General features: G+C 69.7%; 20 protein-coding genes. 12 read left to right on the top strand and 8 right to left on the bottom strand.

What is annotated here, in order from left to right; genetic code table 11:
• Window positions 1-27: 27 nt before the first annotated feature.
• Both FHS34_RS05435 and FHS34_RS05430 read right to left on the bottom strand, forming a co-directional pair.
• Window positions 28-1,455 (bottom strand): MFS transporter, encoded by a 1,428-nt coding sequence (locus tag FHS34_RS05435; protein WP_184961709.1) that lies wholly within the window; start codon window positions 1,453-1,455, stop codon window positions 28-30.
• Window positions 1,452-3,734: a glycoside hydrolase family 3 C-terminal domain-containing protein gene (locus tag FHS34_RS05430; RefSeq protein WP_184961707.1), complete on the bottom strand. Its 2,283-nt coding sequence runs from the start codon at window positions 3,732-3,734 to the stop codon at window positions 1,452-1,454. The genes FHS34_RS05435 and FHS34_RS05430 overlap by 4 nt, the downstream gene beginning before the upstream one ends.
• Window positions 3,735-3,914: 180 nt before the next feature.
• On the opposite strand from FHS34_RS05430, the gene FHS34_RS05425 reads away from it, so the two are divergent.
• Entirely contained in the window at window positions 3,915-4,586 is a 672-nt protein-coding gene (locus FHS34_RS05425; protein ID WP_184961705.1) for a TetR/AcrR family transcriptional regulator, read from the top strand.
• Between the two features lie 50 nt (window positions 4,587-4,636).
• On the opposite strand, the gene FHS34_RS05420 is transcribed toward FHS34_RS05425, so the two are convergent.
• Complete coding sequence (locus FHS34_RS05420) at window positions 4,637-5,728, bottom strand: LacI family DNA-binding transcriptional regulator (RefSeq protein ID WP_184961703.1); 1,092 nt, start codon at window positions 5,726-5,728, stop codon at window positions 4,637-4,639.
• Window positions 5,729-5,859: 131 nt separating this feature from the next.
• The gene (locus tag FHS34_RS05415; protein WP_184961702.1) at window positions 5,860-6,675 is read right to left on the bottom strand and encodes a sugar phosphate isomerase/epimerase family protein; all 816 of its coding nucleotides are present in this window, start codon (window positions 6,673-6,675) and stop codon (window positions 5,860-5,862) included.
• 290 nt (window positions 6,676-6,965) lie between these two features.
• Between FHS34_RS05415 and FHS34_RS05410 the strand changes: the two genes are divergently transcribed.
• The 10 genes from FHS34_RS05410 to FHS34_RS05365 all read left to right on the top strand — a co-directional run bounded on the left by FHS34_RS05410 (window position 6,966) and on the right by FHS34_RS05365 (window position 17,368).
• Complete coding sequence (locus tag FHS34_RS05410; RefSeq protein WP_184961700.1) at window positions 6,966-8,429, top strand: ABC transporter substrate-binding protein; 1,464 nt, start codon at window positions 6,966-6,968, stop codon at window positions 8,427-8,429.
• Between the two features lie 195 nt (window positions 8,430-8,624).
• Window positions 8,625-9,503, top strand: coding sequence for a carbohydrate ABC transporter permease (locus FHS34_RS43335; RefSeq protein WP_184961698.1), 879 nt, complete (start codon window positions 8,625-8,627; stop codon window positions 9,501-9,503).
• Window positions 9,503-10,381 carry a carbohydrate ABC transporter permease gene (locus tag FHS34_RS05400; protein ID WP_184961696.1) on the top strand — a complete coding sequence of 293 codons (879 nt, stop codon included), beginning with the start codon at window positions 9,503-9,505 and terminating at the stop codon, window positions 10,379-10,381. Before FHS34_RS43335 ends, FHS34_RS05400 begins: the two co-directional genes overlap by 1 nt.
• A gap of 5 nt (window positions 10,382-10,386) precedes the next feature.
• Window positions 10,387-11,619: a hypothetical protein gene (locus tag FHS34_RS05395; protein ID WP_184961693.1), complete on the top strand. Its 1,233-nt coding sequence runs from the start codon at window positions 10,387-10,389 to the stop codon at window positions 11,617-11,619.
• Window positions 11,616-12,614, top strand: a complete 999-nt coding sequence (locus tag FHS34_RS05390) for a hydroxyacid dehydrogenase (protein ID WP_225817532.1) — start codon at window positions 11,616-11,618, stop codon at window positions 12,612-12,614. The genes FHS34_RS05395 and FHS34_RS05390 overlap by 4 nt, the downstream gene beginning before the upstream one ends.
• Window positions 12,611-13,588, top strand: a complete 978-nt coding sequence (locus FHS34_RS05385; protein ID WP_184961691.1) for a D-2-hydroxyacid dehydrogenase — start codon at window positions 12,611-12,613, stop codon at window positions 13,586-13,588. The genes FHS34_RS05390 and FHS34_RS05385 overlap by 4 nt, the downstream gene beginning before the upstream one ends.
• Window positions 13,579-14,748 (top strand): mandelate racemase/muconate lactonizing enzyme family protein, encoded by a 1,170-nt coding sequence (locus FHS34_RS05380; protein ID WP_184961689.1) that lies wholly within the window; start codon window positions 13,579-13,581, stop codon window positions 14,746-14,748. Before FHS34_RS05385 ends, FHS34_RS05380 begins: the two co-directional genes overlap by 10 nt.
• Window positions 14,749-14,822: 74 nt before the next feature.
• Window positions 14,823-15,623: a polysaccharide lyase family 7 protein gene (locus FHS34_RS05375; RefSeq protein WP_184961687.1), complete on the top strand. Its 801-nt coding sequence runs from the start codon at window positions 14,823-14,825 to the stop codon at window positions 15,621-15,623.
• A 211-nt stretch (window positions 15,624-15,834) separates the two neighbouring features.
• Window positions 15,835-16,380, top strand: coding sequence for a DUF3455 domain-containing protein (locus FHS34_RS05370; RefSeq protein WP_184961684.1), 546 nt, complete (start codon window positions 15,835-15,837; stop codon window positions 16,378-16,380).
• Between the two features lie 328 nt (window positions 16,381-16,708).
• A complete protein-coding gene (locus tag FHS34_RS05365; protein ID WP_221508593.1) occupies window positions 16,709-17,368 on the top strand; it encodes an alpha/beta fold hydrolase in 660 nt (219 codons plus the stop codon).
• 34 nt (window positions 17,369-17,402) lie between these two features.
• On the opposite strand, the gene FHS34_RS05360 is transcribed toward FHS34_RS05365, so the two are convergent.
• Together FHS34_RS05360 and FHS34_RS05355 are read right to left on the bottom strand one after the other, a co-directional pair.
• Window positions 17,403-17,726 (bottom strand): hypothetical protein, encoded by a 324-nt coding sequence (locus tag FHS34_RS05360; RefSeq protein ID WP_184961681.1) that lies wholly within the window; start codon window positions 17,724-17,726, stop codon window positions 17,403-17,405.
• An 88-nt stretch (window positions 17,727-17,814) separates the two neighbouring features.
• Window positions 17,815-20,016 carry an MMPL family transporter gene (locus tag FHS34_RS05355; protein ID WP_184961679.1) on the bottom strand — a complete coding sequence of 734 codons (2,202 nt, stop codon included), beginning with the start codon at window positions 20,014-20,016 and terminating at the stop codon, window positions 17,815-17,817.
• Between the two features lie 257 nt (window positions 20,017-20,273).
• Between FHS34_RS05355 and FHS34_RS42225 the strand changes: the two genes are divergently transcribed.
• Window positions 20,274-21,482 (top strand): sensor histidine kinase, encoded by a 1,209-nt coding sequence (locus FHS34_RS42225; RefSeq protein ID WP_184961677.1) that lies wholly within the window; start codon window positions 20,274-20,276, stop codon window positions 21,480-21,482.
• A gap of 32 nt (window positions 21,483-21,514) precedes the next feature.
• Here the strand turns inward: FHS34_RS42225 and FHS34_RS05345 are convergent, their stop codons facing one another.
• The gene (locus FHS34_RS05345; RefSeq protein ID WP_225817531.1) at window positions 21,515-22,186 is read right to left on the bottom strand and encodes a response regulator; all 672 of its coding nucleotides are present in this window, start codon (window positions 22,184-22,186) and stop codon (window positions 21,515-21,517) included.
• A 622-nt stretch (window positions 22,187-22,808) separates the two neighbouring features.
• Window positions 22,809-23,507 carry a zinc-binding dehydrogenase gene (locus tag FHS34_RS42220; RefSeq protein WP_225817530.1) on the bottom strand — a complete coding sequence of 233 codons (699 nt, stop codon included), beginning with the start codon at window positions 23,505-23,507 and terminating at the stop codon, window positions 22,809-22,811.
• Window positions 23,508-23,518 lie beyond the last annotated feature (11 nt).

Genomic DNA, 23,518 nt, shown 5'->3' with positions numbered 1-23,518 from the left:
AGTGGAGCGGAGTGCAGCGGCGAGATGTCAGCGCACGCGTTTGATCGGGAGCACGGCGAAGGCGGCCATGAGGACCAGGACACAGGCGAAGGGCCAGATGGGGCCGTACGCCCCGCCGAACACGGCGACGACCGCGCCGGCGAGGAGGGGGCCGACGGCCTGGCCGAGGTTTCCGCCCAGTGTCGCCAGACCGAGGTCGCGGCCGACCGCGTCGGGGTCCGGCAACACGTCGATGGAGAGTGCCTGGTCGACGACGATGAACACGCCGAACCCGAGTCCGCCCACGATCGCCTGGGCGAACATCCCGGGCAGCGTCGGCCACACGAACGGGATGAGGAAGGATCCGGCCATGATGAGCGACGCGGCTGCCACGAACGGCTTGCGCCGGCCGATCCGGTCGGACCACCGGCCGCAGACGGCCATGCCGACCAGTGCACCGGGGACACCCGCGACCTGCACCAGCGGCGCCGTCTTCGCGGCATCGTCCACCGACAGCCCGGGCGACACGTAGCTCTGCAGCATGTAGACCGCGTACACGGTCGATATGCCGTAGCCGATGAACAGCAGCACCTTCGCGATCCACGCCCACCGGTAGTCCCGGTCACCGAGCGCCAGTACGTACGAGGAGAGGAAGCTGCGCAGCCGCGGCCTCTCGACGACCAGGTCCCTGGACGACCGGTCGCGGGCGAACCACACGAACGACACCGCTCCCAGCGCGAGCGCGACTGCGAGCGGGAAGTACGCGGCGAGCCCCATCACGGTGAACAGGGTTCCGGTGACGGCCGCTCCGACGATCGCACCGAAGTACCCGACCATGCCGGTGACCGTGGAGACGCCGGCGAGACGGTCCTCGGGAATCCGGTCGGCGACGGTGGCGCTGAGCGGACCCTGAACGACGTTCGCAGCCATCTGTACCAAGGACCAGAGGACGACCAGCACCGCGATGTCCGGCACGAGCGGAAACAGCGCGATGAGCGCGGCGCCCGCGATCGCGCCGCCGGCGATCCACGGTGCGCGGCGGCCCCATGCCGACCGGGTCCGGTCCGACAACAGGCCGATGACCGGCTGGATCAGCATCGTGACGAACACGGCGACCGATGTCACGAGCGACAGCCGGGTCGCCCGCGACGAGTTGAACCGGTCGAGCAGGGTCAGGAGCCGTTCCTGATGCGGGGTCGGGGACACCTTGCCCGCATCGACCTGCTTCTTCAGATCCTCCAGGCTCTGCAGGCTCAGGTGCGCGTCGGCTCCGGTGAAGAAGCGGGGGAACTCCAGTTCCTGTACGTGCAGCGGCAGCAGCACGGCCGCCGACCCGAACAACAGGACCACGCCGAGAGTGGCGAGGGCGTACAGGAACGTGTACCTGCGTATGGCTCGTGATCCGGGCCGGTAGCGCACAGCCACCGTCGAGCCGGCTGGTGTCGCCGCGTCGGGCAACGGCGCGGGGGCTGTCATCGGAGGGAGGTGAGCCGGGCGATCGCCGAGGCGATGGCGTCCTCGGAGAAGGCACCTCCTGAGACCAGGCGCAGCTTCTCCAGCGGCATGCCGTTGATCGTTTCGGTGACGATGCGCCGGGCCAGCGGGGGAAGCGAGTCGAAGTCGCCTCCGAACATCGGGTAAGAGGACACGAACTGCTCGATGACGGCGGCGAATTCGGGGTCGCCCAGGAAGTACCGCACCGGCGTGTGCCGGTCGATGATCTCCGCGGTGGGGGCGTCGCCGGCCAGGTCGACGCCGACGCGGGCGCGGATGTCGCGGGACGAGCTGCCGATCTCGATCGTGAAGGCGCCGCTCTCGATCGTCCAGCGGTCGCGGTGCTCGTCCCAGAACGCGAAGTCCCGGCGATCGAGTTCGATGCGTGCGGTGACGCTTTCGCCGGCGGCGATCCAGATCTTGCTGAACCCGCGCAGTTCGCGCTCCGGGCGCGCCACGCTGCTGACGTCGTCGTGGACGTACACCTGCACGACCTCGAACCCGTCGCGTTCGCCCACGTTGCGGACGGCGACCTCGACGGTGACGCTCTCGTCGTCGTGGACGACGGCACGCGGGTCGGCGTACGCGAAGTCGGTGTAGCTCAGGCCGTGCCCGAACGGATAGGCGACCGGCATTTTCCGGCGGTCGTAGTAGCGGTACCCCACCCAGATGCTCTCCCGGTAGTGCGCCCGGCGCAGTCCGCCCGGGTAGTCCAGGTGGGCCGGGGTGTCCTCCAGCCGCAGCGGGACGGTCTCACTGGTGCGGCCCGAGGGGTTCACGTCGCCGAAGATCACATCGAGGGCCGCCGCGGCGACTTCCTGGCCGCCGAGGTTGAGGTCGAGGATCGCGTCGGCCTTGTCGTGCCAGGACGCGATGTCGACGGCGGAACCCTTGTGCAGGACCACGACGGTGCGTGGGGTGACCGCGGAGACCCGGTCGATCAGGGCGAGGTGGGAGGCGGGGAGCGACAGCGTCTCGCGGTCGAAGCCCTCCGACTCGGTCATCTCGGTCAGTCCGACGAAGAGCAACGCGACATCGGCCTGCGCGGCGACCTCCACGGCCTCGTCGAGCAGCGCCTCGTCGATCTCCTCGCCCTCGCATCCGCGGGCATGGAGCACCTGGTCCGAGGGGAGGAAACGACTGATTTCCTTGCGCGCGGTGGTGAACGAGGCGACCTGGACGTTCGAGCTGCCACCGCCCTGGAAGCGGGGGTTCTCGGCGAACTCGCCGATCAGCGCGACGGCTGTGGTGCGTTTCAGCGGGAGGGTGCCGCGTTCGTTGCGCAGCAGGACGATCGACTGCTGGGCGATGGTGCGGGCGATGTCCGCCAGCTCGGCCTCGCTCGTCGTCACGGGTTCGGGGCGGTCCTCGCGTGCGAAGCGGGCGGCCAGCTCGACGACGCGGGCTGCGGCGCGGTCGACGTCCTCCTCGCTCAGCTCGCCGGACTTCAGCGCGGCGCCGATGGCGGCGGCGCCCAGCCCCTGGGACGCCGGCATCTCCAGGTCGAGTCCCGCCCTGAGGGCGGTCACCCGGTCCTGCACGGCGCCCCAGTCGCTGACGACCAGGCCGTCGAAGCCCCACTCCTCGCGGAGGATCCCGGTCAGCAGCCGGTGGTTCTCGGAGCACGGCACTCCGTTGACGGCGTTGTACGCGGACATCACCGTCGCCGGCCGCCCCTCGGTCACGGCGATCTCGAACCCGCGTAGGTAGATCTCGCGCAGGGCGCGCTCGTCGACCTCCGCGCTGATCGTGAACCGGTCGTACTCCTGGTTGTTCACCGCGAAGTGCTTGAGGGACGCGCCCACCCCGCCCGACTCGACGCCGCTGACCACTGCCGCGGCGAGACGGCCGGTCAGGCAGGGGTCCTCGGAGAAGTACTCGAAGTTGCGGCCGCCCAGGGGCGTGCGCTTGATGTTCATGGCCGGGCCCAGGACGACGTCCACGTCCGCCAGACGCGCGGCGGCGGCCAGCGCGCTGCCGTGGGCCCGGGCGAGGGAGGTGTCCCAGCTGCAGGACAGCGCGGAGGCAGTGGGGAAGCAGACGGCCGTGGCGGCGTTCGAGGCCCCGAGGTGGTCGTCGGCGGAGACCGCCCGGACGCCGTGCGGACCGTCGTTGAGTGTGAACGCGGCGATGCCGCGTTCCGGGTATCCGACCGTCCTCCAGTATCCGGCGCCCGACAGCAGGGCGATCTTCTCGTCGGTCGTCAGCTGTGCGAGGAGCCCGGACGTCGTGTCGTCCGAAGTGCTGCTCGGTGGCGTCATGGATTCAGCCCATTTCGTTCGGCGGCTCAGCAGAGAAATGGCAGGACGTTCAGGGGCTCTGAGGAGAGGGGGCAACACAACGCTCAGAGCGGCATAGCACCTGGTGAGATCGGTGGTAACACCTTGTTACCACCCCTCGGATGCTAGATTCGGTCGAATCGAGCTGTCAAGGAGGGTGACGTGGCCGAGGTGGACGCTGTCGCGCCGACGGGCCGTCCGGGGGAGCGCGGCGACACGGCCGCGCTGGAGGCCTTTCGCGAGCAGCAGCGGGTTGACATCGCGAACGCGCTCATCGAACTGGTCGCCGGCCGGGGGTTCGCCGCGGCGAACGTGAGCGACCTCGTGCGTGCCGTCGGGATGAGCCGGAAGACGTACTACAAGTACTTCGCCTCGATCGAGGCGGCTCTCATGTACGCGCAGCAGATGATCCTCAAGGAGATGCGGGCCGAGCCGGAGCCGCGGCCGGAGCCCGGTCTGCGCCGCTTCATGGCCCAGCTGCGTGCCATCACGGATTTCGCCTCGAAGCATCCCCAGTGGATGATCTTCATCAGCTTCGTCGACTTCGCGGTCAAGGACCACATCCCGGCGCCCGACCGTGAGGCCTACGACGCGTTCACGGTGTCCCTCCTCGAGGACTCCCTCTCGGCGTTCGAGCAAGGGCAGCGGGACGGCTCCATCGACCCCGCGCTCCCCGCGCTCGAGACGACGATCGCGTGCACGAACGCGGTTTTCGGCCTGGCGCAGCGGTGTGCGAACAGCCCGGCGATCTCACAGGAAATGCCTCTGTTCGCGCGGCTCATCGATGCCGAACTGCGCGTCTGGGAAGGGGTGTTGACGACCGGGACCGACTGACCAAGGCCTCCCGGCCCCGAGTGGTTCACGTCGGTGAACTGCCGTGGGCCTCAGTCGGCCGTGGAGAGTCCGGGCGGTGCGGTGGCGGGGCGGGACGGCCGGAGAGCCGGTGGCGCGCTCGTGTGGCGTACCCGGAGTTCCATGGGGATGTACAGGGGCTCGGTGTCGCCGCCGACGGTCATCAGGGTTTCCAGCCGCTGGGCGGCCTGCCGCCCCAGTTCGTGCCGGGCCAGCGAGGCCGTGGTGAGCCGTCGCGAGGCGGGCAGGTCGTCGAGGGAGATGTCGTCGCAGCCGATCACCGACATGTCGTCGGGGATCCGCACACCCGACTCCTCCAGAGCGGCCACCGCACCTAGCGCCACCAGGTCGTTGTACGCGACGACAGCCGTGGCACCGCGGTCGGGCACGGTGCCGGCGGCCTCGTAGCCCTGCCGCGCCGTGTGGCCGCAGGGGACGACATCGACGTCCAGGCCGAAGGCCGCCGCGGCATCGAAGGCCCGGAGGCGTTCGGCGTTGGCCCAGGACGACTCCGGGCCGCTCAGATAGGCCACCCGGCGATGCCCGAGCTGGGTGAGGTGACCGCAGACCAGGGTCATCCCCCCGTAGAAGTCGGCGGAGATCGAAGGGGTGCTCAGCCCGGGGACGATCCGGTTGACGAGGACCAGGGGATGGCCGCGCAGGGTCAGATCGAGGAGCGCGGTGCGGTCCATGCGGGGGGAGCACAGCAGGACGCCGTCGCAGCAGCGCATCAGGTCCTCGGCGAGTTCGGGCTCGCTCGCCGGGTCCTCGTCCGACTCCATCACCATCACGCGCCGTCCGTGCGAGCGGGCCACGGCGGAGATGGATTTCAGGACATCGGGAAAATAGGGGTTGGAGAGGTCGGGAACGAGCACACCGATGGCGCCGGCCTCGCCGCGGGCCAGTCCCTGGGCAGCGGCGTTGGGGCGATAGCCCAGTTCGGCGACGGCGCTCTGCACACGGCGCACCAGCTCGGGATCGACCCGGGCCGTGCCGTTGAGGACGCGGGAGACCGTGGAGGTCGACACCCCCGCCGCCGCCCCGACGTCGGTGATCGTGACGCGCCGCTGCCGCGCGCCTTTCCTCGCGGGGGAACCGCTCGTCGAACCGGGCGATTCCGGCATCTCGCCGACACCGTCCGAAGGGAAAGCCCGCTCTGCCGAGGATCTCGGGTTCCCCCTCGTCCCCGGTACGTTCGAAGTCGCCAAACCCAGCTCCCAGTCGCCCTTGGTCTCACGTCAGCGTAGTTCGTCGTTCAGCCGGCCGACGGCGGTATGCCCGCCGCGGTCCGTAGTCCGCGCAGGTGGGCGAGGTCCCGACGGACCGCAGCGAACGGGTCGTCGGGCGGGTAGTGGACGTGCAGGGAGAGCGGGCCGGTGTAGCCGAGTGTGGCGAGACCGGACAGGACCACGGGCCAGGGGACGACTCCGCCGTCGGCGAGCGGCTGCCAGCGGCAGTTCCAGCCGCCACTCGGCCCACTCGGTTCCCACACCGCGTTCTTCACGCCCACACAGCCAACCCGGTCCGGGCCGCCGAGCGTGTCGAGGGAGAGGCGCAGGTCCTCGCTTCCCTCTTTGGCCTGGTTGCCCGGGTCGAGCAGCACGCGGACGTCGTCGCGGCCGTCCAGGAGCCGCATCGCGTGGGCGGCCGAGGGGTGCAACGTGCCGTGGTGCAGCGCGAGTACGGGCCGTACGCCGTGGCGGGCGGCCAGTTCGGCGAGGCCCGCGAGGTCGCGTCGGGCCCGGTCCAGGCCGGAGGCGTGGTCCGACCCCGCCTCGTACCGGTAGAAGCCGAGGCGCAGCAGTCGTACGCCCGCCTGGGCGCAATGCCCGACGATGCGTTCGGCCTCGCTGCCCGCCGCGGTCAGATCCGTGCTGACGAGGCCGAGTTCAAGTCCGTTGCCGCGTAGGGCTCGTGCCGTCTCGCTGATCCGCCGCGGGGTGGCGGGTGTGACGGTCTGCCCGTCCCTGACCAGCAGATCCGCGCCGTCCGCCCCGGCCCTGGCCAGCTGGTCGGCGAGGTTCTCGGGTGGCAGCGACCCGAACGGCTTGGTGAGGACGAGGACCTGCACGACGTACTCCCTTCCGGCGGCCCGGGGGCCCGCCCAGGCTCCCGGTACCCGGCGAGAAATCTGTGAAAGCGCTCCCTCAAGCTATACCTAACTTTCTTCGAAGGTCGTCGAGTGCCAAAAACTTCCTGTTCAGAGGCGCTTCATGACACGCCATCAGGGTCAGCCGGGAAGCATGACTTCGTGAAAACGCTTGCTAGCCCGGGTGATGCGCCCTAACGTCATCCGCGCTTCGGCCCCGTGTGTCACCGAGGGCCGACAGAGCCGCGATCCCGACAGAGCAGGAGCCGACGATGGGGACAGGACGCAGCGCGGGAACATCCCGGATCGGCAGGCTGGCGCTTGCATCCGTGGTGGTGGCACCGCTGCTCGCGGCGTGCGGCGGGGGCTCAGGCTCTTCGGGCACCGCACTGAAGATCTGGGACTACTCCGCGGAGCAGACCGACTTCCACAAGAAGGTCACCGAGGAGTTCCACCGGCAGCACCCCGACATCACCGTCCAGTGGCAGTCGATCTCCCAGGACGAGTACAAGCGCACGCTGCCGCTGGCGTTCCAGAGCGGCCAGGGCCCGGACATCTTCTACTGGAGCGACAACGGCCCGTTGGCCATGTCGCAACTGCTCGACCAGAAGTGGATCCAGCCACTCGACGGCGGTTCCGCGCTGCCCGCGAGCTTCACCGAGCGGTGGCCGGCCGGCTCGTTCGTCAACGGGGTCAACCAACTCGACGGGAAGACCTACGGGTTCCCTCTCTCGGAGAGCACCTACTGGGGTCCCGGTTACATGTTCCTCAACAAGAAGGTCTTCGCCGACGCCGGACTCGACACGGCGGCGCCCCCGAAGACCTGGTCCGACCTGAAGACAGCCTGTGCCCGTATCAAGGCCGAGACCAAGGCCTACTGCATCGCCGCACCCACCAAGGACGTCGACTTTCAGCGCATCTTCTACGCCCTCGCCGCCGGCGAGTACACCTTCAACGACTGGTTCTTCGACTACCGCAAGGGCACGTTCTCGCTGGCCGAACCGCAGGCGCAGAAGGTGTTCGCGTTCATCCAGGAGCTCAAGAAGGACGGCTACCTGGCGCCCGGCACCAACGACAAGAACTTCTCCCGGCAGCAGTTCGCCTCGGGACAGGCCGGCATCATGATGGACGGCACCTGGCTGCCCTCGGTGCTCACCTCCCTCGGCATGAAGTCCGACCAGTACGCCGTGGCTCCCCATCCCGTTCCGGACGACGGCTCGAAGGGTGCCCTCTGGAGCCAGCCGGACGGCAACAAGTACTGGGTGAGCGCGAAGAGCAAACAGTCGAAGGCCGCGTGGACCTTCCTCGACTGGATGACGCGGCCCGACGGCTACTTCGCCAAGGAGTACCTCAAGGACGGCTTCGGGACGCTGGCTTTCGCGGACAACGCCCGCTACATCACGGACCCCGCGATCCGGCGGATCACGAAGATCGCCGACGAGCCCGGTTACCGGGTCAAGCTGCCCCTCCCGGTCGCCAAGTGCCCCGACCTGGTGAAGTCCAAGGCATACGTCAAAGCCATCGGCGAGCGGCCCACCTGGGAGTACGAGGCCATGTCCGGGGCCCTGAACTCGGGCACGTCACTTCGGCCCGAGGCCCAACGGATCGTCGCCGCACGGCAGAAGACCCTCACGGACCAGCTGAAGCAGGAAGCGGCCCAGGGACTGAAGGTCTCCCTCGACTGCTTCACCTTCCCCGACTGGTCGTACACCTCCGACTACCGGCCGGCCAAGTAGCCGCTCTCGCCCCGGACACCGGACGTCAGCAAGGACCGCAAAGGACCTCCTATGACTCTCGCGCCCACCGGCCCGCGACCGCCCGACGCCGCCCCGACCACTGCCGCCCGCCCACGGAGAGCGGCGTTCCGAAGCCGGCCCGGCAGACCACCCGAGGGGAACCGGGAGCGTGCCCGTGGACGTGACCGGTTATGGGTGGCGGCCTTCCTCGGGCCGTTCCTCCTCCTCTACCTCGGTTTCACGCTCTGGCCGCTGATCGCGACCGTCTACTACTCCTTCTTCGAGTGGTCGGGCACCGGCCCGCCCGAGCAGTTCGTCGGCGGCGACAACTACAGCCGTCTGCTCGGCGACCCGCTCTTCTGGCAGGCCGTCGTCAACACCCTGCTGTTCGCCATCGGCACGACCCTGATCAAGCTGCCCTTGTCCCTGCTCGCCGCGCTGGTGATGACCAGGAAGTGGCTGCGGGCGAAGAAGGCGCTGCGCACGGTCTTCTTCGCGCCACTGATCATTCCCGTGGCCATGGCCGGCCTCGTCTTCACCTATCTGCTCAACCCGTCCAACGGCGCGCTCAACTCCGCGCTGCACGGGCTCGGCCTGACCGACGGCACGACCGATGTCTTCGCCAACCGCTGGACCGCTTTGCTGGCGCTGATCCTGATCTCCGTCTGGCAGGTCTTCGGGCAGTACATGATCTACTGGATGGCGGCGCTGCAGAACGTGCCCGACGAACTGTACGAGGCCGCAGCCCTCGACGGGGCGAGCGAGTGGCAGAAGCTCACGCGCATCACCCTGCCCATGATCCGGCCCGTGGCCGTGGTGATCGTGATGCTTGCCCTGGTCAACGCGATGCATGTGTTCGGGCTCGTCGTCACCCTCACCGGTGGTGGCCCGGGCACCAGCACCTACGTGGTCTCGTACTTCATCTACCGGCAGGCATTCGGCTCGCTGCCCTTCGCCTACGGATACGCCTCGGCTGCCGCGCTGCTCTTCTCCGTCATGGCATTCGTCCTCGTGACCAGCCAGGGCCTCTTCGTCCGCAGGGCGCAGAGACTGCGGAAGGAGTACGGAGTCTGATGTCCCGTCCCGAACTCCGCACGCCCTCGGCCCCCCGCCGCTCCGTGCGTCTTTCCAGGCCCGCCCGGGCCAACCTCGTGGCTCTGCCCCTGCTGATCGTGGTCGGTCTGGTCTGGGTCTATCCGTTCCTGTGGATCGTCGCGGGGGCCTTCAAGACCCAGAACGGGCTGTTCACAGGAGGCGCCAGCCTCATACCCGACCAGTGGAACTTCGACAACTTCCGCCGGGCGTGGGTGGACGCCGGGTTTTCCCGGTACCTCTTCAACACGGTTCTCTACGCGGTCGCATCCACCCTCATCGAACTGTTCAAGTCGGCCCTGTGCGGCTACGTTCTGGCCCGCTACGAATTCCCCGGACGAAAACTGCTGCACCGCCTGATCGTGGCCACCCTGTTCGTGCCGGTGGCCTCCATCATCATCCCGCAGTTCGTCCTGGTCGACCGGCTCGGCCTGCTGAACACGCGGGCCGGCGTCGTTTTGGCGATGTCCGGTGCGGCGGGCGCCCTCTATGTCCTTCTCTTCGTCGGATTCTTCTCCGGCGTACCGAAGGACCTCTTCGACGCCGCGAAGCTCGACGGGGCAGGCTTCCTGCGGACCTTCAGGCTGGTCCTGCCCCTGGCGAAGCCCGTCATCGCCGTGGTCGTCATTTTCCAGTTCATCACCAACTGGAACGAGTTCAACATCCCGCTGGTGTTCACACTCGGCCAGCCGGACCTGCAGAACCTGGCCGTCGGAATGCTGTCGTTCAAGGGCGAGCACTCCGTGGACTGGACCGGCTTCGCCGCCGGAATGACCCTGTCCGTCATTCCGATGCTGATCGTCTTCATCTTCTTCCAGAGTTACTTCGTGCGCGGCCTGGCCGGCGCCACCAAGGAGTGAGCCACGTGACGACCGAGCCGCTCGGATCCGCCGATCCCGACGGCGTCTTCGCCTACACCTGGGACCTGGTGGGCGACCCCGCCGCGGCCGAACGTATCGCCGCGCTCGGCGTGGGCGCGGTGGTCCTGCAGGCCGCCTACCACTCGGTGCGCGCCATGACGCCGTACCATCCCGTCCACCGCATCGTGCACGCCACGCACGCCGCCGCGTACTTCCCGCTCGTCCCGGACCGGTGGCGGCACAGGCGCCTGGTACCGGCTGCGCCCGCCTGGGCCGTCGACACCCCGGACCGCTTCGGCACCGCGGCCTCGGCGCTGCGGAGCCAGGGACTGCGGGTCGAGGCGTGGCTGGTCCTCACGCACAGCACGGCGATGGGGGAGCGCGCACCCGATCTGACGGTGCGTAACGCTTTCGGTGAGCGCTACGGCTACGCCCTGTGCCCTGCGCAACCCGAAGTCGCCCTCTACGCCGTCCGGTTGATCCGAGCCTTCTGCGAACGCTACGACGCCGCGGAGGTTCCGGCCCTGATGCTGGAGGCCTGCGGATGGCTGGGATTCGACCATGGCAGCCACCATGAGAAGACAGCCGGCGCCGATCTGAGCCGAGGCTGTCGCACCCTTCTGTCGGTCTGCCTGTGCCCTGCCTGCCGCAAGGGGATCGAGTCCGCCGGAGCGGACCCCGTCGCTGTCGCACATGCGACACGTCGCACCGTCGACGCGGAGATGCGTGCCGGAGTCCGGGCCCCGCGGCTGCTCACCGAGTCGCTGGGGGAGCAGGCCGCAGGTGCCCTGCTGCGTCACCGGCAGTCCGTGATCGAGGAGTTGACGCGGCAGATCGCCGCTGTCGCGTCCGGCCGGGAGATCCTCCTGATGGCGGACGGCGACCCGCAGGCCATCGGACCCGACAGCGGTCTCGCGCTGGACCGGTTCGCCGGCCGGGCCACGGGCTTCGTCGTCAAATGCTGGGACGACGAGGACCGGGCGGTGGCCCGCGTCAAGGACGCGGTGCGGGACAGCACCCGGCCGGTCATCGCCAACGTGTCCGTACTGGAGGAGCACCCGGCACACCTCGCCAGGAGGGTGGCTCGGCTGCGGGCCGCCGGAGCGCGGGCCATTCGCTACTACCACGCGGGTCTCGCCTCCCCCGCCCGGCTGCGTGCTCTGCGCACGGCCGAGGCACAGGCGGCAGTCACCCCCATCGACACGATCACCACAGCGACCGCGGAGGGAGCAGCGTGACGCACAAGCCGCTCACCGGACTGTACGTGATGGATCCGGCCCGCTTCGACGACGTCTACGGGCCGGACGAACGCATCGAGATCGAACACCACTTGACCATCGAGCAGCCGCCGTGCGCCGCGGAGGACCTCTCCGCGGCAACCCTGCGGGACGTCGAAGTACTCGTCACCGGCTGGGGTGCCCCCCGGCTCACCGCCGACTTCCTGGACCGCGCGCCGAGGCTCCGGCTCGTGCTGTACGCCGCCGGATCGGTGCGCCCCCTGGTGACCGACGCGTCCTGGGAGCGCGGAATACGGATCTCGTCCGCCGGGACGGTGATCGCCGACAAGGTCGCCGACTTCGCCCTCTCCCAGATCCTGTACGCCCTCAAGCACGGCTGGCGCTACGTCCTCACCGCGCGCCGTACCCGGTCGGCAGCCGTTCGGCTCAGTGAACCGGGTACGGCGGGAGCCACCGTCGGGCTTGTCTCCCTCGGCGCCACCGGGCGGGCCACCGCGCGACTCCTGCTGCGGCACGGCGTACGCGTCCTGGCCCACGACCCGTACGTGCCCGACTCCGACGCCCGTGCACTGGGCGTCGAACCCGCCACGCTGAACCGTGTCTTCGCCGAATGCGACGTCGTGAGTCTGCACGCTCCGCTGATCGACGAGACCCGAGGCATGGTCGACGCACGACTGCTGCGGTCCATGCGCCTCGATGCCACGCTCGTCAACACAGCGCGCGGCGGCCTGGTCGACGAGGCGGCATTGGTGACCGTACTCCGTGAGCGGCCGGATCTGTTCGCCGTACTGGATGTCACGGACCCCGAACCACCCCGCGACGGCTCCCCGCTCTTCCAACTGGACAACGTGGTGGTCACTCCCCATCTCGCCGGGAGCCTCGGTCCGGAACGGCGCATGCTCGGCCAGGCCATGGCCGAGGAACTGTCCCGGTACATCGCCGGACGCCCGCTGCGGCACGAGGTGGTCGCCGACGCGATGGAGCACGCCGCATGAGCACAGCCGGTTTCACCCTGGTCATGATCCCCCCGCGGCCGGACGAGACGCGGACCTGGCCCGGCATCCTCGCCGACGCCGTGCCGGGGATCGAGGTCCTCTGCCCCGAGGGCGCCGAAGACCTCGCGGCCGCGCTCGCCCACGCCGACGCCGCATACGGCAGCCTCACCCCCGAACTCCTGGCCGCCGCAACCCGGTTGCGGTGGCTGCAAGCCCCCCAGGCAGGGCCACCGCCGGGCTTCTACCATCCGGCGCTGGTACGTCATCCGGTCGAGGTGACGAACATGCGGGACACCTACACCGACCATGTCGCCGCGCACGCCGTGGCGCTGGTGCTGGCCCTCGCCAGACAGCTCCCGCGCTATGTGCGCGACCAGGCGGCCGCCACCTGGGCACCGGACTGGTCGGACGACGCCATCGTGCCGCTCGGCGAGGCGCGGGTGCTCGTCGTCGGCGCGGGCGCGGTCGGCGCCGAGACAGGGCGGCTGCTCGCCGCGTTCGGCACGCGTGTGGAGGGCGTCGACCCCCGGGTGACGGCACCGCCACCCGGATTCGACCGCGTGCATCCACCCGAACACCTCGACCGTGTGCTCCCGCAGGCGGACGTCGTGATCCTCACCGTGCCCCACACGCCTCGGACGGAAGGGCTGATGGACGCGGCGCGGCTGGCGTCGATGAAACGCGGATCCTGTCTCGTCAACGTGGGCCGCGGCCCCACCGTCCGCCTCGACGACCTGATCGCGGTCCTGGACACGGGGTGGATCCGAGGCGCTGCCCTGGACGTCCTGGAGCGGGAACCGCTGCCGCCGGATCATCCGCTCTGGCGGCACCCCAGGGCGCTGATCACCCCGCACGTGGCGGGTGCCGGACCGCACGCCGCGGAGCGCAGGCTCCAGGTGCTGGTGGACAACGCGCGGCGGTTCGCCGCCGGACAGCCGCTGATCAACGCGGTGGACAAGACGCAATGGTTCTGACGCCGACAGCCGACACCCCGCCCGCCGTGACCGTCGAGCGCGTCGAGACGTTCACGGTCGCCCTGCCCACGCTGCGGGACTTCACGATCGCAGGCGGCCGAGTGACCGCCCGGGGACGCCCGGCCGTCCGGGTGCTGGTCAAGGTGACGGCCTCGGACGGCAGCACGGGATGGGGCGAGGCGACGCCCATCCCCTCCTGGACGTACGAGACGACCGAGTCCATCGTGTCGACGTTGACGCAGTACCTGGTGCCCGCCGTCACGGGTCTGCCCTTGTGGGACCTGGACAGGCTGGTGCGGGCCTGTGATCGCACGATCCGTCGCGGCTGGTCCACCGGGATGCCGCTGGCACGCGCCGCCCTCGACGTCGCCTGGCACGACGCACTCGCCCGGTCCCGCGGCGTGAGTCTCGGCCGGCTGTGGGGGCGCCGTCGCCACGAGAGCGTCGAGCTGTGCTGGATCGCCATGGGCGCCGATCCGGGCGCGCTCGCGGAGTCCGTCGCCGAGGGCCGGGCCCATGGGTACCGTCACTTCAAGATCAAAACCGCACTCGCGTCCGGACCGGACATCTCCGCCGAGGTCGCCCGGGTGAAGGCCGTACGGGAGGCCGCCCCGGATGCCCGCCTGATCGTCGACGCCAACCAGGACGGCACCCAGGACTCCGCGCTGCGCCTCGCCCGCCTGCTGGAACCGCTCGACGTGGCGGCCCTCGAACAACCCCTGCCCGCCAACGACATCGAGGGACTGCGCCGACTGCGGGACCTCAGTCCGGTCCCGATCGCCGTGGACGAGAGCCTGCGCCACCCGAGCGACCTCGCCGCCTTCGTCCGCAGGGGGGCCATCGGGATCGCGGTGGCCAAGGTGCAGCGCTGCGCCGGCCTCACCCTGGCGCTGCGCCAGTGCCAGCTGGCCGAGGACTGCGGCGTGGCGCTCATGGGGTCGGGGCTGACCGAGTCCGACATCGGCCTCGCCGCATCCCTGCACCTGTTCGCGGCCCACGACCTGATCGCCCCCGCCGACCTCAACGGCCGGCAGTTCCTGAGCAGCCCCTACGCCACCGGCTCCGTCATCCAGGTGCGCGCGGGGGTGGCCGAGGTGCCGTCAGGCCCCGGCCTCGGTATCGGCATCGACGAAGGGATCGTACGAGAGCTCGCCCGCTGAGCCGCAGCGGCGGGCACCGCAACCCTTCCACACCCCCACCGGGCCCTCGTGGCCCGCACACGAAGGAGCCGCACATGAAGCAGCACGCACGAGCGCGCAGGACTCCCCGCCGCGCCCTCGTCCTCGCCGCCGCACCCGCACTCGCCGCCGGCCTGCTGGCCTCGGTGCAGAGCGCGTCGGCCGCTCCCACGCAGTCCACCGCCTGCCCGGCGCCGGCGTCGGCCATCGGACTGAGCACGGCATGGAAGCTCCAACTCCCCGTCCCCGACAGCTCCGGCGACCCTCTGGAGATCAGGCAGCCCGCCCTGTCGACGTACGACAACGCTCCCTGGTTCACGACGGCCGCGAGCTGCGACGCGATCCTGATGCGGTCCGCGGTCAACGGCGCCACCACCAGCAACACCGGCTACCCGCGGTCGGAACTGCGCGAGATGACGGCGACCGGGTCCTCGACGGCGAGCTGGTCCTCCACGTCCGGCACCCACACGATGGTCGTGGACGAGGCCATCACGCACCTCCCGCAGGTCAAGCCGCACGTGATGGCCGGACAGATACACGACTCCAAGAGTGACGTCACGTCGTTCCGTCTCGAGGGGACCAGTCTCTACATCACCTCCTACAACACCACGCACTACAAACTGGTGACCTCCAGCTACAAGCTGGGCGACCGTTTCCAGGGGAAGTTCGTGGTCCACGACGGAAAGGTCGACGTCTACTACAACGGCACGCTCAAGGCCACCGTCACCGCCAAGTTCAAGAGCGGCTACTTCAAGGCCGGCGACTACACGCAGGCGAACTGCGGCAACTCCTCGCCCTGCGACGACTCGAACTACTCCGAAGTCGCCCTGTACGGCGTCAAGGTGACGCACAGCTGATCGTCCGGCAGTGAGCCCGCGGTCACCGGGGAGCACGCCAACCACCCAGTGACCGCGGCTCGTTGACCGGCGCGGAGACCTTTCGCAATCCTTACGGATCATCCGCGGCCGGGGGCGAACAGCGGACTGACTCGTAGGCTCCTGGGAGCGGCGACCGAAGGTCGTCCGTGCGGGCCACCCTTCTGAAGCCTCCCGACCTCCCCCTCTCCACATGGAGTCATGTCTGATGCTGTTCGGCAAGCGCGTCGCGCTGATCATCGGGACCGTCATCACCAGCGCAGCCGCGATGACCGGTGCCGCGGCGGCCGGTCCGGCCACCGGCATACCGGTGCCGTTGCAGGTACCGGCCGGCAACGAGAAGATCGCCGAGTTCGACGCGCAGGGCGTGCAGACCTACGCGTGCACCGACAACGCCTGGACCTTCGTCGAGCCGGCCGCCACTCTGTCCGATTCCCGGGACCGGTACCACCGGCCCGTGGCCCTGCACTCACGAGGGCCGGTGTGGGTCTCCACGGTGGACGGCAGTGCGGTCAACGCCGCGGCCGTGCCCGGCGCCAGCGTCCCCCGCGACCACGCGGTTCCGGAGTTGCTGCTCAAGGCAACGGCCACCCGCGGCAGCGGTGTCTTCGGCTCCGTCTCCTACGTTCAGCGGCTGAACACGCGAGGAGGCCTTGCCCCCAGCGGATCATGTGCCCAAGGGGCGCAGGTCGGGGTGCCGTACGCCGCCACGTACGTGTTCTACGCGCCTGCTCAGTAGCGCGGTCCGTGCCATCGCCGCCGATGAGGGGTCCGTGGTCGGTCCCAGCCTCGGCGGTGACCGGCATTCTCGGGTAAATTATTCCATAGAGGGCAATGCGTACCGGTGCTGCCTCGGGACCAGTCCGAGCACGGGCATCGGCCATCCGCCCTCTTTCCGTTCCGCGGAGCGTGTTGCAGGAGCGGATGCGTACAAGCAAGGGACGATAATCATGGAGATCAGTCGTCGTCGGTTCACTGCTCTGGGCGCGGGAGTGGCGGCAACGACGCTCTCCGGAGCTCCGGCAGCCCGGGCGGCAACCCATAGCCGCAAGTCCGCAGTACGCAATGTGGTGCTCGTGCACGGTGCCTACGCGGACGGCTCCTCCTGGTCGAAGGTCATCCCGATGCTGCAGGCGGCGGGAATGAACGTCATCGCGGTACAGAACCCGCTCACCTCTCTCGCCGACGATGTCGCCGCCACGAACTTCGCACTCTCCCGGCTGGACGGGCCCACGGTTCTGGCCGCACATTCCTACGGCGGCACGGTCATCTCCCAGATCGGGCTCGCCCGGAACGTCACCGGGCTCGTCTACGTCGCCGCCCGCGCCCCGGAAGCCGGCGAGGACTTCGCCGCGCTCGCCGCGAAGTTCCCCACCCCTCCGGTCAACTCCGGGGTGATCACCTCGGACGGCTTCAAGTACCTGAGCCAGTCGGCGTTCCTCCGGGACTTCGCGAACGGCGTGCCCAGGAAGCAGGCTCTGGAGCTCTACGCGGCCCAGGGGCCGCTGGCCGTCGCTCCACCCACCACGAGTGTCGCCGCCTGGCACAAGAAGCCGACCTGGTACGCGGTCTCGAAGAACGACCGCACCATCAACCCCGAGCTCGAGCGCTTCATGGCACGGCGTATGAAGGCCACGACCGTCGAGGTCGACGCGGGCCACCTGTCACTGGTGACGCACCCGGAAGTGATCAGCAGACTCATTCTGCAGGCCTGCGCCAAGAACTGAGTCCCCGTCAGGCACAGGGGCCACCGTCGCATCATCAGCGGCCGACCGTGAGGGGGTTCGGGCATCTCTCGTTCGTCTTCACGACGCGCACGGTGACCAGTGTGGTGATGCCGTGGCGTGCGGGCGGTGGCTGCTGTGAGCAGACCGTCCAGTGCGTGCCCGCCAGGGGGACGCGGTGGCGGCCGAGTGCGTCCTCACCGGCGAGCTGGCGGAATCCCGCCTCCCGGGCCGTCAGTTGTGCCCTGCGCAGGGTCATTCCGTGCAAGTCCGGTAACTCGGCCGTCTGCTTGCCTGCGTGTTGGGACAGGGCCAGCAGAGCGATCACGGTGGCAAGGGTGAGGATCGGGCCTTTGCGCATGCGTCTCTCCAGGGTGGTTCCTCGGGTGTTTCCGGCGGCTGCACGGCGATGCGCCCGCACACGGGTGCGGGCGCATCGGTCCGGTTGGTCAGTGGATGCTGGTGAACCCGGCTTCCGTCACATCGGGTTCGCCGGCCGCGGGGGAGGTACGGGCGAGTCTCTCGCCCTCGATGTCGACGTGGGGCAGCCGGCGGTCGAGCCAGGCGGGCAGGGACCAGGCGCGGTGGCCGAGCAGGGCCAGGACCGCCGGGACGATGGTCATGCGGACCACGAACGCGTCGAAGACGACCGCCGCGGCCAGGCCCAGGCCCAGCGACTTGATCAACGCCTCGTCGCCGGCGATGAAACCGCTGAAGACGGCCGTCATGATGAGGGCGGCGGCCGTGACGACCTTCCCGCTGTACCGGAAGCCCTCGGTGATCGCCTCGCGCGGCTCGGCCCCGTGGACGTACGCCTCGCGGATCCGGGTGACGAGGAAGACCTGGTAGTCCATCGCGAGGCCGAAGACGATGCCCACGGCGAGGATCGGGACGAGGCTCTGGATCGGACCGGTCGTCTCCAGCCCGAACAGACCCTTCAACCAGCCCCACTGGAAGACCGCGACCATCGCGCCGAAGGCGGCGAGGACGGAGAGCAGGAAGCCGAGCGCCGCCTTGAGCGGCACCAGGAGGGAGCGGAAGACGAGGATGAGGACGAGGAAGGCGAGGCCGACGACCAGCAGCATGTAGGGGACGATCGCGCCGGCGAACTTCGTGGCGACGTCGATGTTCAGGGCTGTGGTGCCGGACACCAGACCCTCGGCGCCGGTGGCGGCGCGGGTGTCCGCGGCCCGGTCGCGGATGGTGTGGACGAGGTTCTTGGTGGTCTCGCTGGCGGGCGCGCTCTTGGGGATCACGGTGATGATCGCCGTGTCGCCGGCCGGGTTGTAGACGGCCGGAGCGACGGCGGCCACGTCCTTCAGCTTGCTGACGCTGCCGGTGAGTTCCTTGACCGCCTGCTCCGTCTTCGCCGGGGCCGCGTCGTTGACAACGACCGTGAGCGGGCCGTTGAAGCCGGGGCCGAACGACTCGGCGAGCATGTCGTAGGCCTTGCGCTGGGTGGTGGAGGCGGGCTGGGAACCGTCGTCGGGCAGGCCCAGCTGGAGCTTGGCCGCGGGCAGGGCGACCAGGATCAGGCCGGCCGTCGCGACGAGCAGCACCTTCCAGGGGCGGCGCAGGACGAAGGCAGCCCAGCGTTCGCCCAGCGGTGTCTTCGAGGGCTTCTTCGGCTTGCTGCGCGCGCGCCCGAGCACGAGTTCGGGGATGAGGCCGAGCAGCGCCGGGACCAGGGTGATGGCGACCAGCACGGCGACGACGACGGCACCGGCGGCGGCCAGACCCATGGCCGTGAGGACGGGCAGGTTGACCACGGCCAGGCCCGTCAGCGCGATGACGACGGTCAGACCGGCGAAGACCACGGCGGAGCCCGCGGTGCCGTTCGCACGGGCGGCCGCCTCCCGGGCGTCGTATCCCGCCGCCCGTTCGGAGCGGTAGCGGGAGACGATGAACAGGGCGTAGTCGATACCCACCGCGATGCCGAGCATGCTCGCCAGCGCCGAGGTGCTGGTGTTCAGGTCGAGAGCGCTGGTCAGCGCCGTCAGGGTGCTGATCGTGATGCCGACGCCGACCAGGGCGGTCAGCAGCGGCATCCCGGCCGCGCTCAGCGAGCCGAAGGTGATGACCAGGATCACCGCCGCCAGCACGAAACCGATGGCCTCGGAAGAACTGCTGGACGCGGCGGGCGCGAGCGCGTTGCCGGACGCCTCGACGGTCAGCCCCTTGTCGCGGGCCTTGCCGAGGGCGTCGTCGAGGTGCTGGTGGTCCGCGTCGGTCAGATCGCCCGGCTTGGCCTTGTAGGTGACCTGGGTGTAGCCGGTGGTGCGGTCGGCACTGACGGTTTGGCCGGTGAAGGGGTCGGTGACCGAGGCGACCCGCGGAGAGGAGTCCCGCAGCTCCTTCAGCAGCGCCTTGACCTCCGCCTCGGAGCCGCTGCCGGTCAGCTTCTCCCCGTGCGGTGCCCGGACGACGACACGGGCACTCGCCCCGCCGGCGTTGGCGGCGGGGAACTTCCTGCCGAGCAGGTCGTAGGCCTTCTGCGCCTCGATGCCGGGCAGGGTGATGTTCGAGTTGCCGGTGCCGCTGCTGTTGGCCGCCGCGGCGCCTGCGACGCCCAGCACAACCGCCCAGAGCAGCAGAACCAGCCAGCGGCGTGCGAAGGCACCCCGGCCGACCCGGTGCAGGAATGTAGCCATGAGGAAGACGAGCTCCGAAATGAGAAAAGGGCAGGTGGCGCGCTCACCGGCGAGGTCCAGGAGCGGCGCCGGATCGCGCGGGGCCCGTCGCCGTCGGCGGGCCCGGGGCACCGGCGCGGGGGAACGCCGGTGGCCCTGCATCCATGCTCCAGTGACCCGCACCGCGATCGCGTCAGACGTGGGTATGGGCTGTGCCGCCCGGTGTCGGCCGGATGACCGACACCACGGGACCGGATCGGCTTCCTAAGCTGGTGCACGTGGACTGGAAGCTTCCCTTCTCGCCGGGGGTCCGGCGCCTCATCACCGCGGCGGCGCTGCTGGCCCTGGCTCTGACGTGGGTGGGCGACCTCATGGTGCTGCTGCGTCAACCCCAGTGGCCGAGCACGGCCACCGGATGGCTGCCGATGCTGGTCACCGGTCCGCTGGCCGTGCTGGCCCTGCCCGGCACACGCCTGCTGCCCTCGCTCACGCCCCGGGCGCTGAGCATCGCTGTCATGTCCATCGCGCTGACCTGTGCGTCCCTGGTCGTGCCGAATCGCACGGGAGACTGGGGCTTCCTGGAGACCCTCGCGCTGCTGATCCTGATCGTGCGGGTGCTCGCCGAGACGAGGTCCACCCGCACCACGGCTTGGACCGGCGCCCTCCTGGCCGTCGCCGTGCTGATGCTGCCGCTGCGCTTCCGTTCACTGTCCGCCCTTGTGGGCGGCGGCTACGTACTCACGGTCGTGCTCGCACTGTGCGTCCTCATCGGCTGTTCCCTGCGCGCGCTGGAGGCCCGCAGACAGCGCGCTGTACAGAGCGTGCGGCAGGCCGAACGGCTCGCCCTGGCCCGGGACCTGCACGACCTCATCGCTCACGACATGACGGGCATCATCGTGCAGGCCAACGCGGCACGGACGGTGTGCGCGACGGCACCCGAGAAGGTCCCTCCGGCCCTGGAGGCGATCGCCCGGTCCGGCACGGAGACCCTGGAGTCGATGCGCCGCCTGGTGCGCGTCCTGCGCGAGGAGAGCCACACGGCCCAGCGTCCCGCCGACCTGCTCTCGGAACTCGGGCAACTCGTCGCCGACTTCTCACGGCGGCAGGCGGACGCACCCGCGGCGCGCCTCGAGGCGACCGCTCAGGCGCGGACGAGCAGGTTCAGCCCGGAGATCGAGATGTCCGTGTACCGCGTGGTCCAGGAGGCCCTGACCAACGTGCACCGCCACGCTCCGGGCGAGCGCGTGGTCGTACGACTGGACGCCGACCCGGACTGGCTCCATGTCACGGTGACCAACGGCGCGGCGCAGCGCCGCTCCGGCAGTCCGGCGGGAGGCCGGAGCGGGCTGGGGCTCATCGGGCTGCGAGAGCGCGTCGAGGCACTCGACGGGACGTTCTCGGCCGGTGCCGGGATCTCCGGTCAGTGGGAGGTCCGGGCGAGCATCCCCAGGTCGCGCACAGACTCCTTTGTGGGTCCACCACAGTGAGCGTCTGCCGGCCGGCGACGGTCGACGTCTCGTCAGGGCCGCGACGTGACCACGCCGTGTTCCCACGCCCAGGCGGCGACCTCCACCCGGTTGCGCGCCCGGGTCTTGGCCTGGATCCGGGCCAGGTAGGTCTTCACCGACGACAGCGACAGGAAGAGCTCGTCGCCGATCTCCTGGTTGGTGCGGCCCACGGCCACCAGCCGCATGATCTCCGTCTCGCGCACGCTCAGCCCGGCTGCCTCCGAGCGTCCTTCCCCGGTGGTGCCGGCCTGCAGCTGCCGCAGCAGTCTGACGGTGACACCGGGCGAGACGAGCGCGTCCCCGCGTGATGCCGCCCGTACGGCCTCCACCAGCAGCGCGGGGGAGGCGTCCTTGAGCAGGAACCCGCACGCGCCGAACCGGAGAGCGTCCCGTACGTAGTCGTCCTGGTCGAAGGTGGTGACGACGACGACGCTCGGCGCGCGTTCGCCGGTCCGCCCTCCCGCCAGCGTGCGGGTGACCTCCAGCCCGTCCAACCGGGGCATGCGGATGTCGACCAGAACCACCTGGGGTTTCAGCCGACGGGCCAGCTCCACGCATTCGACACCGTCGCGTGCCACGCCCACGACACGGATGTCCGGCTCGGCGTCGAGGATCATCTCGAAGCCGGCCCGTACCAGTTCCTGGTCGTCCGCGATCACCACGTCGATCAGTGCATCGGTCACACGCAGTACCTTTCTGTCACCCTCCGCCGCCGGGATGTGGAATGTGCCTTCAAGAAACACGAAGGTGAGACGCGCAGCGGCCGCGATCCACAGCATGGTCGCGGCCGCCGCGGTCTGCGAGGTGCCACGGACGGGCCCACGGTTCCGCCCTCGATCCTGCTGCGCGCGCAGCCTGGGGAGGCATCTCCGCGGTGGCGCGCACGCAGCGGGCCTCGTGGACTTCGATCATCAGCGCTCCGCATTCCGGAAGTGGAGGAGAAAAGATCTCTACCATATGTCCATGGCTGGACCACGAGCCCCGCGTCCGGCCGCTCCCTGCGTAGAGGCGACCGTCGGTCGGACTGAGCCCTCGTCCGTACCGCAGCGACGTGTCCGATGCCCGCTGGGCCTTGATCGAGCCGGTCTTCGCCGCCTGATCGGCGATGCGGATGCGGACCGGGCGTGGAACGGCGATCCGTGCGCACGATCTGCGGGAGATCGTCAACGCGTCCCCCGATCTCACGGCCGCAGCGCACGGCCGACCGCGGCCGTGGTCGACGCGCAGAGCGTGAAGACGCAAGCGGCGCCTGATCAGAGAAGAACTGCCGATGGACGCGCGATGTACCCGCCCGGTCGGTGGCGGCTAGCGAGGGCGGACAAGGACGGTGCCGACCTTGCCGGGCCGTACTGCGTGTTCGACGGCCTCGGCCAGTTCACCGAGGCCGTACGTGGCCGCCACCTCGAACTGGTCCGTGAGGGCCAGCGCGATCAGCTTGGCGGCGGCGATGTCGGAGGCCCGCCACTCGGCGGAGACCTCGGAGAGCCACCGACCGATGTTCTTGCCCTGCAGCGTCAGCGACTTGTGCAGCAGCGTCGAAGCGTGCACCGAGAACGGCTCATCGGCGATCTGCCCGTAACTGACCAGCTTCCCGCCCGGTGCCAACAGGTCCAGAAGGCTCTCCGTCAGCTTCCCGCCGATCGGGTCGAAGGCGACGCTCACCGGGGGGCCGACGGCTGCCCGGCGGACTTCCTGGGCCCAGCCCTGATGCTCTGTCGACACGACCGGAACGTCCGGGAATCGCTTGCGCAGTGCGGCGGCGCCTCGGTCGCTGCGGACGACGTTGATGAGACCGAGGCCATGAACGTCGCACATGCCGGTCACCAGCCGCCCGACCGACGAGCCCGCAGCGGTCTGCACCAGAACACCGTCGTATCCGATGGCCTGGTGCTCCTCAGCCTCGCGGCGCAGCATGACCGCGGTGAGTGGATTCACGAGCATCTGCGCGGCGACCTCGTCCGACAGCTCCGCCGGTACGGCGACGACCACCTCGGCATCCGCCACGATCCACTGGG

It is taken from the genome of Streptomyces echinatus (assembly GCF_014203595.1).
Taxonomy (GTDB): Bacteria; Actinomycetota; Actinomycetes; order Streptomycetales; family Streptomycetaceae; genus Streptomyces; species Streptomyces echinatus.
Note: the sequence above shows the minus strand (reverse complement) of the source record. Positions and strands in the feature narration are given on the sequence as shown.

Excerpts from the sequence above, each read along its gene's own strand:
- FHS34_RS05385 (WP_184961691.1), top strand. The coding sequence starts at position 12,611 with ATGAGCACAGCCGGTTTCACCCTGGTCATGATCCCCCCGCGGCCGGAC.
- FHS34_RS05435 (WP_184961709.1), bottom strand. The coding sequence starts at position 1,455 with ATGACAGCCCCCGCGCCGTTGCCCGACGCGGCGACACCAGCCGGCTCG.
- FHS34_RS05375 (WP_184961687.1), top strand. The coding sequence starts at position 14,823 with ATGAAGCAGCACGCACGAGCGCGCAGGACTCCCCGCCGCGCCCTCGTC.
- FHS34_RS05380 (WP_184961689.1), top strand. The coding sequence starts at position 13,579 with ATGGTTCTGACGCCGACAGCCGACACCCCGCCCGCCGTGACCGTCGAG.
- FHS34_RS05400 (WP_184961696.1), top strand. The coding sequence starts at position 9,503 with ATGTCCCGTCCCGAACTCCGCACGCCCTCGGCCCCCCGCCGCTCCGTG.
- FHS34_RS05420 (WP_184961703.1), bottom strand. The coding sequence starts at position 5,728 with ATGCCGGAATCGCCCGGTTCGACGAGCGGTTCCCCCGCGAGGAAAGGC.
- FHS34_RS05360 (WP_184961681.1), bottom strand. The coding sequence starts at position 17,726 with ATGCGCAAAGGCCCGATCCTCACCCTTGCCACCGTGATCGCTCTGCTG.
- FHS34_RS05430 (WP_184961707.1), bottom strand. The coding sequence starts at position 3,734 with ATGACGCCACCGAGCAGCACTTCGGACGACACGACGTCCGGGCTCCTC.
- FHS34_RS05370 (WP_184961684.1), top strand. The coding sequence starts at position 15,835 with ATGGAGTCATGTCTGATGCTGTTCGGCAAGCGCGTCGCGCTGATCATC.
- FHS34_RS05355 (WP_184961679.1), bottom strand. The coding sequence starts at position 20,016 with ATGGCTACATTCCTGCACCGGGTCGGCCGGGGTGCCTTCGCACGCCGC.
- FHS34_RS05410 (WP_184961700.1), top strand. The coding sequence starts at position 6,966 with ATGGGGACAGGACGCAGCGCGGGAACATCCCGGATCGGCAGGCTGGCG.